General features: G+C 72.1%; 16 protein-coding genes. 9 read left to right on the top strand and 7 right to left on the bottom strand.

The genetic code is table 11. From position 1 onward, the window contains the following. Positions 1–89: 89 nt before the first annotated feature. The gene (locus RT054_RS12265) at positions 90–263 is read right to left on the bottom strand and encodes a hypothetical protein (RefSeq protein ID WP_313023925.1); all 174 of its coding nucleotides are present in this window, start codon (positions 261–263) and stop codon (positions 90–92) included. A gap of 76 nt (positions 264–339) precedes the next feature. Here RT054_RS12265 and RT054_RS12260 point away from each other — a divergent pair, with 76 nt between their 5' ends. Next, positions 340–1,965 (top strand): FAD-dependent oxidoreductase, encoded by a 1,626-nt coding sequence (locus RT054_RS12260; RefSeq protein ID WP_313023922.1) that lies wholly within the window; start codon positions 340–342, stop codon positions 1,963–1,965. A 125-nt stretch (positions 1,966–2,090) separates the two neighbouring features. Here the strand turns inward: RT054_RS12260 and RT054_RS12255 are convergent, their stop codons facing one another. Next, positions 2,091–3,245 (bottom strand): methyltransferase domain-containing protein, encoded by a 1,155-nt coding sequence (locus RT054_RS12255; protein ID WP_313023919.1) that lies wholly within the window; start codon positions 3,243–3,245, stop codon positions 2,091–2,093. 141 nt (positions 3,246–3,386) lie between these two features. Here RT054_RS12255 and RT054_RS12250 point away from each other — a divergent pair, with 141 nt between their 5' ends. Next, positions 3,387–4,400 carry a hypothetical protein gene (locus RT054_RS12250; RefSeq protein ID WP_313023916.1) on the top strand — a complete coding sequence of 338 codons (1,014 nt, stop codon included), beginning with the start codon at positions 3,387–3,389 and terminating at the stop codon, positions 4,398–4,400. 49 nt (positions 4,401–4,449) lie between these two features. Here RT054_RS12250 and RT054_RS12245 read toward each other — a convergent pair whose 3' ends face one another. Further along, a complete protein-coding gene (locus tag RT054_RS12245; protein ID WP_312720104.1) occupies positions 4,450–4,962 on the bottom strand; it encodes a DUF4188 domain-containing protein in 513 nt (170 codons plus the stop codon). Positions 4,963–5,038: 76 nt separating this feature from the next. On the opposite strand from RT054_RS12245, the gene RT054_RS12240 reads away from it, so the two are divergent. From RT054_RS12240 to RT054_RS12220, 5 genes are all read left to right on the top strand, one after another. After that, positions 5,039–5,668, top strand: coding sequence for a MerR family transcriptional regulator (locus RT054_RS12240; RefSeq protein WP_312720103.1), 630 nt, complete (start codon positions 5,039–5,041; stop codon positions 5,666–5,668). A gap of 145 nt (positions 5,669–5,813) precedes the next feature. Then, complete coding sequence (locus RT054_RS12235) at positions 5,814–6,983, top strand: histidine kinase (RefSeq protein WP_313023911.1); 1,170 nt, start codon at positions 5,814–5,816, stop codon at positions 6,981–6,983. Beyond that, positions 6,980–7,816, top strand: a complete 837-nt coding sequence (locus RT054_RS12230) for a response regulator transcription factor (RefSeq protein WP_313023907.1) — start codon at positions 6,980–6,982, stop codon at positions 7,814–7,816. The genes RT054_RS12235 and RT054_RS12230 overlap by 4 nt, the downstream gene beginning before the upstream one ends. A gap of 142 nt (positions 7,817–7,958) precedes the next feature. Then, positions 7,959–8,681 carry an ATP-binding cassette domain-containing protein gene (locus tag RT054_RS12225; protein WP_313023903.1) on the top strand — a complete coding sequence of 241 codons (723 nt, stop codon included), beginning with the start codon at positions 7,959–7,961 and terminating at the stop codon, positions 8,679–8,681. A gap of 143 nt (positions 8,682–8,824) precedes the next feature. After that, positions 8,825–10,405, top strand: a complete 1,581-nt coding sequence (locus tag RT054_RS12220; RefSeq protein ID WP_312720098.1) for a hypothetical protein — start codon at positions 8,825–8,827, stop codon at positions 10,403–10,405. 319 nt (positions 10,406–10,724) lie between these two features. Here RT054_RS12220 and RT054_RS12215 read toward each other — a convergent pair whose 3' ends face one another. Next, positions 10,725–11,528, bottom strand: coding sequence for a phytanoyl-CoA dioxygenase family protein (locus RT054_RS12215; protein ID WP_312720097.1), 804 nt, complete (start codon positions 11,526–11,528; stop codon positions 10,725–10,727). A gap of 118 nt (positions 11,529–11,646) precedes the next feature. Between RT054_RS12215 and RT054_RS12210 the strand changes: the two genes are divergently transcribed. Further along, positions 11,647–12,174 (top strand): CGNR zinc finger domain-containing protein, encoded by a 528-nt coding sequence (locus RT054_RS12210; protein WP_312720096.1) that lies wholly within the window; start codon positions 11,647–11,649, stop codon positions 12,172–12,174. A gap of 39 nt (positions 12,175–12,213) precedes the next feature. On the opposite strand, the gene RT054_RS12205 is transcribed toward RT054_RS12210, so the two are convergent. Continuing rightward, a complete protein-coding gene (locus RT054_RS12205; RefSeq protein ID WP_313023896.1) occupies positions 12,214–13,095 on the bottom strand; it encodes a hypothetical protein in 882 nt (293 codons plus the stop codon). A gap of 264 nt (positions 13,096–13,359) precedes the next feature. On the opposite strand from RT054_RS12205, the gene cobF reads away from it, so the two are divergent. Then, the gene (gene cobF, locus RT054_RS12200) at positions 13,360–14,133 is read left to right on the top strand and encodes a precorrin-6A synthase (deacetylating) (RefSeq protein WP_313023894.1); all 774 of its coding nucleotides are present in this window, start codon (positions 13,360–13,362) and stop codon (positions 14,131–14,133) included. A 131-nt stretch (positions 14,134–14,264) separates the two neighbouring features. Here the strand turns inward: cobF and RT054_RS12195 are convergent, their stop codons facing one another. Then, on the bottom strand, positions 14,265–14,858 hold the full coding sequence (locus RT054_RS12195) for a hypothetical protein (protein ID WP_313023891.1): 594 nt from the start codon (positions 14,856–14,858) through the stop codon (positions 14,265–14,267). Between the two features lie 14 nt (positions 14,859–14,872). After that, entirely contained in the window at positions 14,873–15,091 is a 219-nt protein-coding gene (locus RT054_RS12190) for a hypothetical protein (protein WP_313023886.1), read from the bottom strand. Between the last annotated feature and the right edge of the window lies 1 nt (position 15,092).

Raw genomic sequence — 15,092 nt, 5'->3', positions numbered from 1 at the left:
GGGGGCTGGGGTCGGTGGTCTTGGTCTGCCCGGGGTCGGGGTCCGGTCGCAGCGGGGGGAGACCGGCCGATCCGGTGGGTTGGTCGAGGTCAGCGCCCGAGCAAGCGGGCGAGGAACCCCTTGGGCCGGGAGCCGGTGTCGGCGTCGGTGTGGCCGCCACACCACTGCCCGGGGGGAACGGTCGCCTTGACGGCGTCGACGTGGCGGCCACAGCCCGCCCAGGTGGTCTTGCCGCAGATCCGGCAGGGGGTGGCTCGGCACATGGAGGTCTCCTCGGGTCGGGTGCGTCGGGTGCACGATCGATGACACCAGCATACCCCAGGGGGTATAGTCGGCGCCATGAACATCGTCATCGTGGGCGGCGTCGCCGCCGGAATGTCCACCGCCACCCGCCTCCGCCGCCTCGACGAGCATGCCCGCATCACCGTCGTCGAGCGCAGTGGTCACGTGTCGTTCGCGAACTGCGGGCTGCCCTACCACGTCGGCGGCGTCATCGAGGAGCGCTCGGCCCTCCTGCTCCAGACCCCCGAGTCGCTCAACGCGCGGTTCGACATCGACGTGCGGGTGCGCACCGAGGCTGTCGCGATCGACCGTGACGCCCGCACGGTGACGGTCCGCGATCTCGATTCCGGTGAGGAGTCCGCGCTGCCCTACGACGCGCTCGTCCTCACCCCCGGCGCGGCGCCGATCCGGCCGCCGATCCCCGGCATCGAGCGGGCGCTCGGACTGCGCAACGTCGAGGACACCGACGCGATGGTCGCCGCCGTGGCGGACGCCCGGACGGCGGTCGTCATCGGCGGCGGGTTCATCGGCGTCGAGATGGCCGAGAACCTCCTGCACCGCGGGCTGACGGTCACGCTCGTCGAGGCCCTCCCGCAGGTGATGGCCCCCCTCGACCCCGAGATGGTCTCCCCGGTCCACGCCGTGCTGCGCGAGGGGGGCGTCGATCTGCGCCTGTCCGCCACGGTCACCGCCATCGGTGAGGACGACGTCGAGCTCGACGACGGCACCCGCGTGCCCGCGGACGTCGTCGTCGCGGCGATCGGCGTGCGCCCGGAGTCGGGACTCGCCGCCGACGCGGGCCTCGACCTCGGCAAGGGTGGGGCGATCCTCGTCGACGAGCACCACCGCACGAGCGACCCGTGCATCTACGCGGCCGGCGACGCCGTCGTCAAGCGGGACGCCCTCGACGGTGAGGAGACCCTCGTTCCGCTCGCGAACACCGCCAACCTGCAGGGTCGTCGCATCGCCGACACCATCGCCGGACGGGAGGCCCGGAACCGGCCGGTGCTCGGCACGGCGATCGTCGGGGTGCTCGGGTTGCAGGTCGTCACCGTCGGGTGGAACGAGAAGCGCCTCGTCGCCGCCGGCCGGCCCCACCGCGTCATCCACACCCACCCGCTCTCGCACGCCGGGTACTACCCCGGCGCTGAGGGCCTCTCGCTCAAACTCCTCGTCGACCCGGAGACCGATGAGATCCTCGGTGCCCAGGCCGTGGGTCGCGACGGTGCGGACAAGCGCATCGACGTCATCGCCACCGCCATGCGCGGGGGCCTCACCGCGACCGACCTCGCCGAGCTCGAGCTCGCCTACGCCCCGCAGTTCGGGTCGGCGAAGGACCCCGTCAACATGCTCGGGTTCGTCGACGAGAACCGTTCCACGGGAATCGAGGACACGATCCAGTGGCACGAGATGGCCGCGGCCCACGAGGCGGGCGTGCCGATCCTCGACGTGCGCACCCCCGCCGAGTTCGCCGCTGGCGCGATCCCCGGCGCGGTGAACATCCCGGTCGACGACCTGCGCGAGCGGATCGCGGAGGTGCCGGAGGGGGACGTCGTCGTCCACTGTGCCGTCGGCATCCGGGGCCACCTCGCCTCGCGCATCCTCACCGACGCCGGCCACGGCGTCCGCAACCTCGACGGTGGGTACAAGACCTGGTCCGCGGGGGTGAGCGTCCAGGGGTGACGAGGGCGCGCCCCCGCGCCTCACCCGGCGTGACCCGAACGGTGCCGAGTGAACCGTTGTGGCTGAGGTCGGCCTGGCGTTCCCACCACAAGGGTGCCGAGTGAACCGTTGTGGCTGAGGTCGGTTCAGTGGCGGCGAAGCAGCGTGAGGACCTCGGCGTGATCGGTCTGCGGGAACATGTCGAACAGGCGGGCGCGCACCGGATGCAGCGAGGGCATCGCGTCGAGGTCGCGCGCCAGAGTGGCCGGGTTGCAGCTCGAGTAGACGACCGTGCCGACCCCGGAATCCTCCAGCCACGTCGTGAGGCGCGCCCCCAGGCCCCGGCGCGGGGGGTTGACGATGACGAGATCCGGCGCCTCCGCGAGGGTCTCGGCGTAGCTCGTCGCGTCGCCGACCTCGAACCGCGCGGGTGACCCGGCCTCGGCCGCGCTCCGACGGGCGCTCGCGACGGCTGGTTCGCTCACCTCGACCCCGAGCACCTCCCGTCCCGGGCCGGCGGCATGGAGGGCGAATCCGCCGACGCCGCAATAGAGGTCGAGGATCTGCGCCGTCGGTTCGTCGTCGTGTCGGTCCCCGGCCGCGGGGAGGGCCTGCTCGATCCAGGTCGCGGCCTGCCGGTACAGCCCCGACGCGACGGCGGTGTTCGTCTGGACGAACGCACCCGGCATCGGGTGGAGGGTGACGTCGCCGACGCGCATCGCGAGGGTCGACTCCTCGGTGAGCAGGATCTCCTCGTCACCCTCGGGCAGTGCGGCGTGCTGGGGCAGGAGGTTCGCCGAGGCGACTCGGAGCCCCGGAAGCTGCTCGCGGAGCGCGGGCAGTCCGCGGCGGAGGCGACCGACCTGTCCCTCGGAGCGGAGGACGAACCGCACCATGAGTTCACCGGTGTCGGACTCCAGGACGTGGATGTTCTTGAGCTCCCCGGTACGGGTGGGGACGTCGTAGGGGCGCAGTCCCACCGTGCCGACGAAGTCCGCGAGGACCGGCATGGCCGCCGTCGTCGCGGGTCCGAGGAGTCCACACGCGCGCAGGTCGAGGCCGTGTCCGTCGCCGTCGAGGATCCCGAGCGTCGGTGCCTGCGGGGTTCCGCCCACGACCATCTTCGCCTTCGCGCGGAAGTGCGATTCCGGTGAGGTGAACGGCAGTTCCCACGTCAGTCCGGGGCGCGCGCCGACGATCGCCCGCACCCGTGCGTCCTTGTCCGCGACCTGTCGGTCGTAGGGCTCGCCCATACGGGTGCACGAGCGGCACACGCCCGCGTCGAAGTAGTCGCACTGCACCGCTCGATTCTCCCTCACGCATCTCGCACCGGAGGCTGGTGCTCGGACCGGAGGGGCCGCGCTCCGGTCCGAGCGCTCGCCTCCGGTGCGAGGTCGACTCGGCGACGTCCGCCCGCCGTCGTCCACTGTCATCCTGGGTGGGTGGAGGTGCTGAGCGACGCCGACGTCCAGGCCCGGGTGACGCCGGAGATGGCGCGGGCGGCGATGCGTGCGGCGATCGTCGCCGCCTACGAAGGGCGGCTGAACGCGCCGCCGCGGACCGTCGTCGAGCTGGGCGACCGCCGCCTCACGCTGACCTGCGGCTCCGTGGACGGGGCGTGGTACGGCTACCGCTCCTACACGGCGCCCGGATCGACGGACGAGGATCAGCTCGTCGTCGTCCACGACGCGACGACGGGAGCCGTGACCGCCCTCGCGGTCGGCGCCGCCCTCGGTCCCCGCCGAGTCGGCGCCATCGGCGCGGTCGCCCTCGACGCCCTCGCGCCCGCCCGCCCGACCGCGGTCGCCGTGCTCGGGACGGGTCGGCAGGCCTGGCATCAACTCTGGGCGCTGCCCGAGCGTTTCCGCTCCCTCCCCGTCCGCGCATACTCGCCGACGGAGGCGCACCGACAGGACTTCGCCGCCCGCGCCGCCGTCGAGCTGGGTCTGCGCGTCCGGCCCGCTGCATCGGTCCGCGAGGCGGTGGACGACGCGAACATCGTCGTCGTCGCGACCTCGTCGGGGACGCCCGTGCTCGGTCCGGGCGACATCGATGCGGGCGCGTACGTGACGACGCTGGGGCCCAAGCAGGTCGGCCGGTCCGAGATCAGACCCGACCTCGTGCGCGACGCCGCCCTCGTCGTCACCGATTCACCGGCCCAGTTGCGCAGCTACGACCCACCCCACGTCCTCGCCGGAAGCCCGCCTCACGGCGGCGACGGCGGGGACGACAACCGCGGGGGTACCGGCGGCGACAGTGGCGTCGGAGGTGCGAGGGGCGGGGGCGACGGCCGTGACGACGACGGCGTCGCCGGTGCCGAGAGCGGCGGAATCGTCCACCTCGGGGCCGTTCTCACCGGAGTTGTCCCCGTGCCCGACGGCACGCGCGTGTTCCTCAGCGTCGGCCTCGCCGGCACCGAGGCCTGGCTGCTGCACGCGGCCGCCTCCCGGCGGTGACCCGGCGCGGTGCGTCGGCCCGGTGACCCGGCCTGGTGATCCGACCTGGTCAGGGGGCGGGGAGCGGGTCGGTGCCCGAGTGGAGGCGTTCGCGGGCGGTGCGACCCCGGCGTGCGGCGTCCAGGGCGCCGGTGGCGGCGGCGAGGCCGACCCGAGCGCCGTTGCCGTAGAACGTCTCGACACCGCCCGCAGGAACGACGTAGGTCTCGTGCCAGATGCCGACCGCATCGGGGTGAGCCCGGGCCCTCGTGTTGAAGGCGCGCCACGCGGGGACGTGCGCGAGGTCCTGCCTCCCGGCGTAGGCGTAGAGGTGCTCCACGCTGCGCCAGTACTGCACGACCCAGGGACCCTTGGCGCCGACGAGGGTCTCGGCGCCGAGGAATCCGAGGTCCTCGGCCTCGCCCCGGGCGGACGCCTCCTTGTTGCGGGAGAGCTCGGCGAGCATCCGTGGCATGGCGGCGAACACCGGCATCCAGAGGTCGGGGCGGTGGGGACGGCGGATCGTCAGACCGATGTGGAAGACGACGAGACCGCCGTCATGGGCGTGGGTGAGGGACGACATGGGACCACCTCTCAATGGCGAGTGCTGCTATCCAGTTATGGGGAGTAGTACTATCCGTGTCAAGAGGTGATCGACGATGAGGATGTCCGCGCTGTCCGCCCGCACCGGCGTGTCCGTGCCCACGCTCAAGTACTACCTGCGCGAGGGCCTCCTGCCGCCCGGTCGCGCGACGTCGCCCAACCAGGCGCAGTACGACGACTCGCACGTCGACCGGGTGACGCTCATCAAGGCCCTCACCGAGGTGGGGGGCCTCGACCTCGCCACCGTGGGGCGGGTCCTGCACGTCATCGACCGACCGGAGGTCGAACGCCTCGGCGTCCTCGGCTGCGCCCAACGCGCGCTGCTGGGTGCCGGGTTCGTCGACCTCGACGAGTCGGAGTCCCGGGCGATCCCGACCTCCCGGGCGCGTGATTGGGTGTGCCGACGCGGCTGGCAGATCGACCTCCACGACCCTGTCCTCGACGACCTCGACCGGGCGTGGGCGGCGTGCGAGTCCGCCGGCATCGGGGTCGACGAGGAGCGCCTGGACGCCTACGCCGACGCCGTGGAGCGCATCGGGGAGATCGACGTGGCGAGCGTTCCGCCCGAGCCCACGGCCGCCGTCCGCCAGGTCATCCTCGGCACGGTGCTCGTCGACCCCGTCCTCACCGCGCTGCGCCGCCTCGCCCAACAGCACATCGCCGTCTCCCGCGACCACCGACCCTGAGGGGGAACGACGGCGGAGGGGGGCGACGGGTGGCACTCGGTGCCGTCGGCAGACGGAGATCCTCGTCTCGACGGTGACCGATCGCGACGGCGCGCTCCTCCCCGAGGAGGAGGTGTGGGGAGGTCGTGGTTCCTAGCCTGGGAGGGTGACCCGACCCCCGATCGCCGACGTCGCCCTTGCGGCGTGCGGTGCGGCCCTGTCCGCCCTCTACGCCGTGATCGTGCTCGTGCCGTCGCCGGCCTGGCACGGCGTCGTGTTCTTCCTCCTCCACGTCGGGTTGAGCGTGGCCCTCCTCGTGCGGAGCACACATCGCCGGGCGTCGTTCGTCGCCACGTACGCCCTGCTCGCGGGCATGGCCGCGCTCATGTCGGGCACGTCGATCAACTTCGGCGTGAGCCCGATCATCCTGTGCGCGCCGCTGTCGCTCTACAAGGTCGCCCGGCACGATCCGACGGCGTGGGGCGTGAGCGCGCTGCTCCTCGGGATCGCCGGCGCGTTCGTCAGCCCCCTCAACCAGGTGCCCGGCGGCGCGAGCGGGGGACTCATCGCCCTCATGATCCTCGGCATGGTCGGGACGTACCTGTGGGCGAGCGGACGTCGTCGCACGGAGCTCGCCCACGTCGACGCGCTCGCCCGGGCGCGGGCCGAGCACGAGCGGGAGGCGGGGCGGCGGGTCGCGCAGGCGGAGGCCGACGAACGCGCGCGGATCGCGCGCGAGATCCACGACATCGTCGCCCATTCCCTCGCCGTCGTGAACGTGCAGGCGAGTACGGCGCTCGCCGTCGGCACCGAGGCGCACATGCGCGACTCCCTCGCCGGCGTGCGCGACTCGAGCAAGAGCGCGCTCGGCGAACTGCGGTCTCTCGTCAGCGTGCTCCGTGACGACGGTGCCGGGGTCGAGGTCTCCGGCGATCTTCACCGGCTCGCCGCCCTCGTCGAGGCGGCCCGTGGCGCCGGGGTGCGTCTCGACGCCGACCTGCCGGACGAGGGCAAAATCGCCACCTGGCAGTCGCGGTGGCCGGCGCCGGCGCGACTGGCCGTCGTGCGGGTCGTCCAGGAGGGCCTGAGCAACGTCATCAAGCACGGCGGCCCGTCTCCGGACGCGATGCTCCGGGTCATCGAGGACGGCGACTCCGACTCCTGCCGTGTCGAGATCCGCAACGACGCCTGCACGCAGGGCGACTCCTCGGGCTTCGGACTCCCCGGGCTGCGCGAACGTGTCACCCTCGCCGGAGGGGAGTTCGACGCGGGTCCCGACGGTGCGGGGTTCCTCGTCCGTGCGCGTATCCCCGTGACCAGCAAGGAGAATCCATGACCGGTCGCCTGGCGACGGATGAGACGAACGAACCGGCCGAGGGGTCGGAGGCGGCGCCGATCCGGGTGGCGGTGGTCGACGACCAGGCCCTGCTCGTCTCCGCGTTTTCCGCGCTCATCGACGCCCAGCCCGACATGACCGTCGTCGCCACCGCCGGCGACGGGAGCGAGGCCGTCGAGATGACCGCGCGTGAGGCTCTCGACGTCGTCCTCATGGACATCCGGATGCCGCGCCTCGACGGCGTGGCGGCCACCCGCCGCATCGTCGAACGGGGCGAACGACCGCGCGTGCTCATCCTCACGACGTTCAACGTCGACGAGCTCGTCCTCGGCGCCGTCGGTGCCGGGGCTCGGGGGTTCCTCCTCAAGGACTCGGCGCCGACCGAGGTCGTCGACGCGATCCGCGCGGTCCACCGCGGCGAGGCCGTCGTCGCGAGCCAGGCGACCCCGGCCCTCCTCGCCGCCCTCCACCGCCCCGGAGTCGTCCCGGCACCGACGGGTGACGACGGTGGGGGCATCGATGGTGGCAGTGGCAGTGGCAGCGGCGATGGCGGGAGTGATGGTGGTGCGGCTGCCCGGGCGGGGGGCGGGGCCGACTCCGCGGTGGCGAGCCTCACCGCCCGCGAGGTCGAGGTGCTCGAGCTCATCGCCCGTGGGCGCACGAACGCCGAGATCGCCGCGGAACTGTTCATCGCGCAGACGACGGTCAAGACGCACGTCGGCAACCTGCTGCTCAAGCTCGACGCCCGTGATCGGGTGGCGCTCGTCGTCCTCGCCCACGGCGTCGGTCTCGTCGGCCCGGCCGACGGCACTCACATGGTCCCGTTGCGCTGACGCGCCGCCGCGCACCCGGTCGGGCGTCGGGGTCGACGCGAGCCTTCGCCGTGGTGCCTCCTCCTTGAGGAGGAGAGCGGCTCGTCGATGAACCCTCCTGGGGCAGGATGTGGACCTGAGCTGCGGTGACGAGGCTGAATTCATGACGATCACCGCTCCAACCCTCGGCTGCCGGGGCCTCGCGAAGTCCTTCGGCGGCCACACCGTGCTCGATGGTCTCGACCTCACCGTGACGCCGGGTCGCGTCTACGCGCTCCTCGGTCGCAACGGCGCGGGCAAGTCGACAAGTCTCAAGATCATGCTCGGGTTGCTCGCCGCGGACGCCGGCGAGGCGTACCTGCTGGGGCGTCCGTTCGCGCGGGCCTCGCTCGCGCACGTCGGTGCGAGCATCGACGGGCCGGCCCTGTACGGACACCTCTCAGCCCGCGACAACCTCGCCGTCCACGCTCGCCTCACCGGTGTCGGCGACGCGCGGGTGGACGAGGTGCTCGAGATCGTCGGGCTCGGCGCCACGGGCCGTAACACCCGCCGCCAGAGGGCGCGCTCGTTCTCGACGGGGATGAAGGCGCGGCTCGCGCTCGCCGTCGCGCTGCTCACCGACCCCGAGGTCCTCGTCCTCGACGAGCCGCAGAACGGACTCGATCCCGAGGGCATCATCGAGTTGCGGCAGCTCATCCGGGACCTCGCCGCGCGCGGACGCACCGTCCTCATCAGCTCCCACCAGCTCGGTGAGGTCGTGCGTCTCGCCGACGACATCGGCGTCCTCGCCGGCGGCCGCCTCGTCTACGAGGGACCGCTGTCCGACTTCGCCGACGGCGACCTCGAAGCCGCCTACCTCGCCGTGACGACCGGGGGTGCGCGATGAGTCGGCGATCCACGCCCTCGTCCTCCGAGTCCGGCGGCGCGGTGACGAGTCTCGTTCCGTCCACGACGACCCCCTCCACGCCCACACCGCCACCGTCATCCGCGACCACGCCCACGACCACGACCCCGTCCACCCCGACGAGCGTGTCGCTGTCGTCGGCAGTGCTCGCCGAACGGATGCGGGCTCGGCACAGCGCCTCCTCGCGGTTCGCCGCGGTGGGGTTGCTGCTGTGCGTGCTCCAGGGCCTCGGGTGGTGGTTCGTCGCGATGTCGGCCGCGCCCGACTGGGGCGGGCTGCTCGGCTGGCAGACCCTCTACGCGACCGGACTCTTCGCGCCGGTCGTCGCGGTGCTCGCGGCGACGACGATCGCGCGTGAGGCGGCGGCGCGCGACGGCGGGACGTGGGCGCGGCCGCTGTCGCCGCGGACGGCGTTCCTCGCGCGGATACTCGTGTTGGCGTGGCAGTCGGTGCTGCTCCACGCGGCCGTGACGCTGCCCTTGCTCGGGGTCGGGCTGCTCGGTGGGTTGGACGCTCCGCCCGTCGCGCGGTTCGTCACGCTGTGGCTCGTGTTCTCGGCGGGCTCGCTCGTGCCGTTGTCCCTGGCCGCCGTCGTCGCGCCCCGCGCGGGGATGATCGCGACGGTGGGTCTCGCGGTCGCGTGGCAGATCCTCGGCACGGTGCTCGCGGAGTCGTCCTCCTGGTGGGTGCAGCCATGGACCTGGGGTGTGCGCGGGTTGCTCCCCGTCCTCGGCGTCCACCAGAACGGGATCCGCCTCGAGCCGGAATCCGCGGTGTGGGGGTGGAGCCCCTGGTGGCCTGCGCTCATGTCCGTGCTGCTCGCCGTGACGGTCGTCGTGGTGGCCGCGGCGCGGGCCGGGATCGTCACCGAGCCCGGAGCCATCGGCCTCGCACGCCTGCGTGCTCGCACGGCCTCCGTCGACCCGGCCTCCGTCGACCCGGCCTCCGTCGGTTCGGCCCCCGTCGTCGACCCGGGACGCGTCGACGACGCGACCCGTCGCGCGACCCGCCCCGCGGCCCGTCGCGTCCCGGCCATAGTCCCGGCCGGGGGTGAGGTCGAGAGGGATCGACCCTGTCCCATTCGAGCGCAGTGGGCCCTCCTGCGGGGCACGGCGATCCCGGGCCTGACTCTCGTCTCGCTCGTCGCGGTGGCACTCATGGGTCTGCTGCGGGACGCCGGCGACGTGACCGGTGTGGGGACGTGGATTCTCGTCCCACTCGGCGCCTGCGTCCTCGCGTGCCTCGCGTGGTCGGCGAACGCGGACGCGTGGCGGATCGCCGTCCTGCGCGGACATCCCGCGTCGCACGCCGCCGCCCTTCTCGCGCTCTGCGCCGGGCTGCTCGTGGCCGTCGTCGGGTGGGTGACGATCGTCGCCAGGATGAGCCGTGGCGCGCACGGCCTCTCGGTCGCCTATCCGGCCGTCTCGCTCGCCGTCGGCGCGATGGTGCTGACCGTGAGTCTGTGGCTCGTCACCCGGTTCGGCGTCGGCGCTGCCCTGGTCACGACACTCGTCGTCCTCGTCGTGAGCCTCGTCTTCGGCGCGACGTGGATGGCGGACGGGCCGCTGTGGCTCGTCGGTGTCCTCGGCTGGCCACTCACCGCCACGACGCCCGGCCGTCTCCTCGTGGCGCTCGCACTCGCGCTCGTGACGACCGGGACGGCGACGCTTGCCTGGCTCTCCGCCTTGCGCCGCGCCGCCCGGTGAGCGGATCCCCGACGCCCGCCCGCGCCGCCCTCGTCTCGCGTCCGCCTCATCTCGCATCCGCCTCGTCTGCCAGCCCCGCCGTCCCCTGCACGTCTCTCGTCCACGACGCGGCGGTGTCAGCGCGAGGGGCGATGGCAGGGATGTGGCGGCGAGGTGTGAGCGGAGGATGTCCGTGACCGGGTGACGGCGTTCTCGATGGGCACCGTCACCGGAGGGCGTCGATGCTCACGTCGACGCCCTCCGGCCTCCGGTCGTCCATGCCCGCCCGTCGATCGGCCCAGGCAGCGCGGGTCAGGCAGCGCGGGTCAGGCAGCGCGATTCAGGCAACAGCGCGGTCGCGCTCCCACAGCACGGGGAACAGCGGGTGGTCGAGCGGGGCGCCGTCGGGCAGCTCGTCCTCGAGGCCGGGGAAGGGAGGGGAGGTCGTCCAGGCGCGGGGGGCGTGGCGCATCTCCTCACCGAGGAACCGCAACGACAGGACGCGGCGACGGTTCGTGCCCGACACCCCGCCCGCAGCGTGGAGTGTGGCCATGTTGAAGAACACCGCGTCGCCGGGCTCGAGTTCCCACCCGAGGACGCGGAACTCCTCCGGATGCGCGTCGATGTCGGGCAGCTCGGCGAGGCTTCCCTCGGGGAACCACTTCGCCTGGTCGTCGAGGAAGGTCCGCGGCATGAACCACGGCCCGAGGTGGGAGCCGGCGACGAACTCCAGGGTCGACTCCCGCGCCACCGGGTCGACGGGGAACCACATCGAGACGTTCTGCGCGCCGGCGACGTTGTAGTAGGGCTGGTCCTGGTGCCACGGGGTGCGTTGGCGGGTTCCGGGCTCCTTGACGAGAACGTGGTCGTGGTAGAGCCGCACCTGCCGCGCGCCCATGAGCTCGCCCGCGACCTGCGCGACGCCGGACTCCCGGGCGAAGCGTTCGATCGCCGGGATGCGCTGCCAGGAGCAGAAGTCCTCGACGAACGCGCCGTCGTCGCCGGCGCTCGCCCGCTTGGCGCCGGGGGAGAGGTCGGCGAGGTTCTCCTCGATCGCCTCGCGCGCGAGGTCGACGAACTCGGGGGTGGTGACGCCGCGGACGCAGCAGACGCCGTCGCGGGCCAGGTCGCCGTCGATGTGCATGGGGGCTCCTCGGGTGCTCGTGGGTGATGGCGGATGCCGGCCGGGGCCTGGCAAGAGTGTCAGGAGTGTCAGGCGGTTACGATCATGACAGTACGAAGAACCGGAGTCAGGAGTCAAGGTGCATTTCGCCCATGACACGAGGGTGTCGCTCGAGACGACCGTCGATCTCGTCAACGAGGTGGTCGACGAGCACCTGGGTGACCCCGCGGACCTCGACGCGTTCTGCGAGAGATGGGAGTTCGCCGGCTCCCGCACCCATGACGAGGCCGAGCTGCGCGACGTGCTCGCCCTCGCCGTGCGGCTCCGGGGTCTGTGGGGTCTCGACGAGGACGCGCTCGTCGAGGAGATCAACGACCTCCTCGCGAAAGGCCCGGCCCTGCCTCGGCTCGTCCGGCACGAGGGGTGGTGGGACTACCACCTCCACGCCACCTCGCCGGAGCAGCCGCTCGCGACCCGGATGGCGATCGAGTTCGCGATGGCGCTGGTCGACCTCGTGCGCGCCAAGGAGCTCGACCGCCTACGCACCTGCGCCCGTGAGGACTGCGACGGCGTCCTCATCGACCTCTCCCGCAATCGATCCCGCCGCTATTGCTCGACGCGGTGCGGCAACCTCGTCAACGTCCGCGACCTGCGCGCCCGCCGCTGATGTGGTCGACCCGTGCGGCACCAGACAGGAACGTGCCGATCAGACGACGCCGCCTCCACGGATGACGTCCTGCGGGCCGTCTCCCGGGCGCGCATCGCCGAAGGACGGCAATCCTGAGGCCCGCTCCGGGGCCGCGGGTGCGGGGGCACGGTGCGCGGCCGAGCTTCGCCTGTTCATCTTGACGGCCCGCTTCGCCCGCTCGTAGGGGTCCTCACCGAGAGCCTGGCGCGCCGCCAGTGCCGCGTCCACCTCACGGGTGTCGGCGGTGGTCGCCTCGAGGTGAGCGCGGGCCGTCGCGACGACCTCCTCGTGCCGCACCCGAGCCGCCGTGGCGTTGCGGGCGGCGACGTTGATGGCGTGCATGAGCGACCGCGCTTTCTGCCCCTCGGCGGGGTTCAGTCGAGCGACCTCCTGCCAGTCCCGTCCCAGGACGATCAGGTAGAGCTCCCGGTCGTCGGCCTTGTGATGTGAGGTCTTCTTGGCCACGCCGCCGACGATCGCTCCGGCGGGCCCGGCGAGCATGGCGCCGGTGACGACCCGTGTCGCGGTGGTGCGTTGGGTCGCGTACCGGGTGACGTCGCCCTCCGCGTCCAGTGTCGCCTCGACCCCCTCGTCGAGAGGCCGCTCATGGGAGTTCACGCACACGCTGACCGGCGTCACGTAGTTGCCCCGCCCGGCCGACGCAAGGTGTTCAGGCTTCTCCGCCTTCGCGAGGGCACGCTCGGCCTCACGCACTCGTGCACGGTGGGCGCGGCGCGCCTGAGCTGCGGCCTTGTCGGCGGCCACGCATCGGTCATGAAGGGTCGACTCTTCGGGGGTGAGGCCTCCCAGAAGAAGCCGTCGACGGTGGTAGGCCACCCAGGCCACGACGAGCACGACTGTGGCAAGGATGCCGATCGCCCCGATCCAGAACGCGTTCATCTCTCCCCGAATCTCCGAAGGGCTCTGCGCCTATCCCTGACGGACGACGACAGACGGAACATCGACCGTCCCCACCGGGCGTTACGCGCGTCGACCCGCACCACCCTTGCTCGCCGAGGAGAAGGTGCTCGCGGAGGCTGTTCACGCGCAGCGCGCTGGAGGCGTGGGGTGGACTCCGGTTGGGCGCAGGGTGCCGCTGTAGGGTTCGACGGGTCGGACGAGGCCGGGTTCGCCGAGGGCCCGGCGGTGTGGAGAGGGTGCGTGATGGGTCGCGAGATGCTGCTGATCGGGATCGGCGCCGGTGACCCGGGCTGGCTCACGTTCGAGGCGGCCGAGGCGATTCGCGTCCTCGATGTCGTGTTCGTCGTGCTCAAGGAGTCCGACAAGGACGACCTCGTCGACTTCCGCCGCGACCTGCTCCGTCGCCACCGCGACGACGCACCGGTCACCGTCGAACTCGTCGACCCGCCCCGCCCGTGGCAGTCCGCCCCCGACTACGACGCGGCCGTCGCGCAGTGGCGCGAACAGCGGCTCACGCAGTGGGCGGACGCCGTGCAGGACTCCCTGGGGGAGGGCCGCACCGGCGGGTTCCTCGTGTGGGGTGACCCGGGCCTGTACGAGAGCACCCTCGCCATCGTCACCGACCTCGCCGAGCGCATCCCCGACCCGCCCACCGTGCGGGTCATCCCCGGCATCAGTTGCGTCGCGGCGCTGTCGGCGCGCCACCGTATCCCCCTCAACCGTCAGGGGCACGCGGTGCAGATCAGTCCGGCCCGCCTGCTCGCCGACGGGATGCCCGCCGACGTCGACGACGTCGTCGTCATGCTCGACGGCCGCCAGACGTTCGCCTCCATCGACCCGACCGGCCTCGACATCTACTGGGGTGCCTACCTCGGCACCCCGCAGGAGATTCTCATCGCCGGCCCCCTGGAGGAGGTCCGCGACGAGATCGCCCAGGTCCGCGCCGAGGCCAAGGCGAGCCGCGGGTGGATGTTCGACACCTATCTCCTGCGCCGCCGCACCCCGACCTCGCGCTGACGTCCCTCGCGGAGATCAGAGGTCGGGGGCAGGCCGGCCCAGCCCTGACCGATCGTCCCGATTCTGCGTGGCGGGTCGGCGGTCGGTCAGCGCTCAATGAGCCCTGCTCCCACCCGCAAGAGTCGCGGCCATCACTTCTCGATGGCGCTTGTCAGGTCGCGGATCGCCAGCCTGATCTCGTTCAGCGACCCGGGCGGGTTCGGGTTGGAGCTGCGCCAGTCACCGAGGTCGATGGTGAAGCTGATCGGGCCGATGGGTCCGTATGGTCCGTCGTATGTCAGATGGCAGGGGTAGGACAGGTCGGCCCCCTCCTTCAGGATGCGGTGACCCACTCCCAGCGACCAGATGAGGTCACGGCCTGGGGCGAGGTAACTGATTCCCTGCTCCATCGCGATCTGCGCCTTCTGCGCCCAGGGCGCGAGTTGTTCGTCACTGGGCAACGGACGGTCGCACGTAAGTCGGACATTGCGGGCGGCCGTGGGCCCTTCGCACCTGATCCGCAGCGCGATCAGGCCCTGCTTGGTGGGATGTTCACCGATGTCGGCCCATACGTAGGGCTGGGCCGCGTCGACCTGGATCTGCCTCTGCAACTGAACCTGATCGATCGCTGCTCTCGCCGTGCGTCGCGTCTGCCACGAGCTGATCCCGGTGAAGATCGCTGCAATTCCGGTGAAGAAGGCGGCGGCGCCTGAGATGCCGATGGCCATCCACGGGTCGGGGGTCATGTCCTGTTCTCCTGTCAGGTGAGGGTGGAGGGAAGGGTGAGGATCCACGTCAGGGAGACGGGATGGATGAGCGCGAGGCACATCGCCGTGAATAAGACGTTGAGGAGAACGGCTCCCCACCCGAAGGGAATGGCTCCGCTCAGCCATACGCCGAAGAGTTCGCCGAGCAGGGTGGTGGCGATGCTCGCACCGAGTGCCCCGACGGGGGAGGTGAGGAGGGAGGGGATGTCCATG

It is taken from the genome of Mobilicoccus sp. (assembly GCF_032060985.1).
Lineage (GTDB): Bacteria > Actinomycetota > Actinomycetes > Actinomycetales > Dermatophilaceae > Mobilicoccus.
The sequence above is the reverse complement of the archived record's forward strand: the minus strand, read 5'-3'. Positions and strand labels throughout refer to the sequence as shown.

What these genes read in the sequence shown, in the direction of transcription:
- RT054_RS12225 (WP_313023903.1), top strand. Translation starts at nt 7,959, where the DNA reads ATGACGATCACCGCTCCAACCCTCGGCTGCCGGGGCCTCGCGAAGTCC.
- RT054_RS12240 (WP_312720103.1), top strand. Translation starts at nt 5,039, where the DNA reads ATGAGGATGTCCGCGCTGTCCGCCCGCACCGGCGTGTCCGTGCCCACG.
- RT054_RS12245 (WP_312720104.1), bottom strand. Translation starts at nt 4,962, where the DNA reads ATGTCGTCCCTCACCCACGCCCATGACGGCGGTCTCGTCGTCTTCCAC.
- RT054_RS12260 (WP_313023922.1), top strand. Translation starts at nt 340, where the DNA reads ATGAACATCGTCATCGTGGGCGGCGTCGCCGCCGGAATGTCCACCGCC.
- cobF (WP_313023894.1), top strand. Translation starts at nt 13,360, where the DNA reads ATGGGTCGCGAGATGCTGCTGATCGGGATCGGCGCCGGTGACCCGGGC.
- RT054_RS12205 (WP_313023896.1), bottom strand. Translation starts at nt 13,095, where the DNA reads ATGAACGCGTTCTGGATCGGGGCGATCGGCATCCTTGCCACAGTCGTG.
- RT054_RS12265 (WP_313023925.1), bottom strand. Translation starts at nt 263, where the DNA reads ATGTGCCGAGCCACCCCCTGCCGGATCTGCGGCAAGACCACCTGGGCG.
- RT054_RS12190 (WP_313023886.1), bottom strand. Translation starts at nt 15,091, where the DNA reads ATGGACATCCCCTCCCTCCTCACCTCCCCCGTCGGGGCACTCGGTGCG.
- RT054_RS12215 (WP_312720097.1), bottom strand. Translation starts at nt 11,528, where the DNA reads ATGCACATCGACGGCGACCTGGCCCGCGACGGCGTCTGCTGCGTCCGC.
- RT054_RS12230 (WP_313023907.1), top strand. Translation starts at nt 6,980, where the DNA reads ATGACCGGTCGCCTGGCGACGGATGAGACGAACGAACCGGCCGAGGGG.
- RT054_RS12195 (WP_313023891.1), bottom strand. Translation starts at nt 14,858, where the DNA reads ATGACCCCCGACCCGTGGATGGCCATCGGCATCTCAGGCGCCGCCGCC.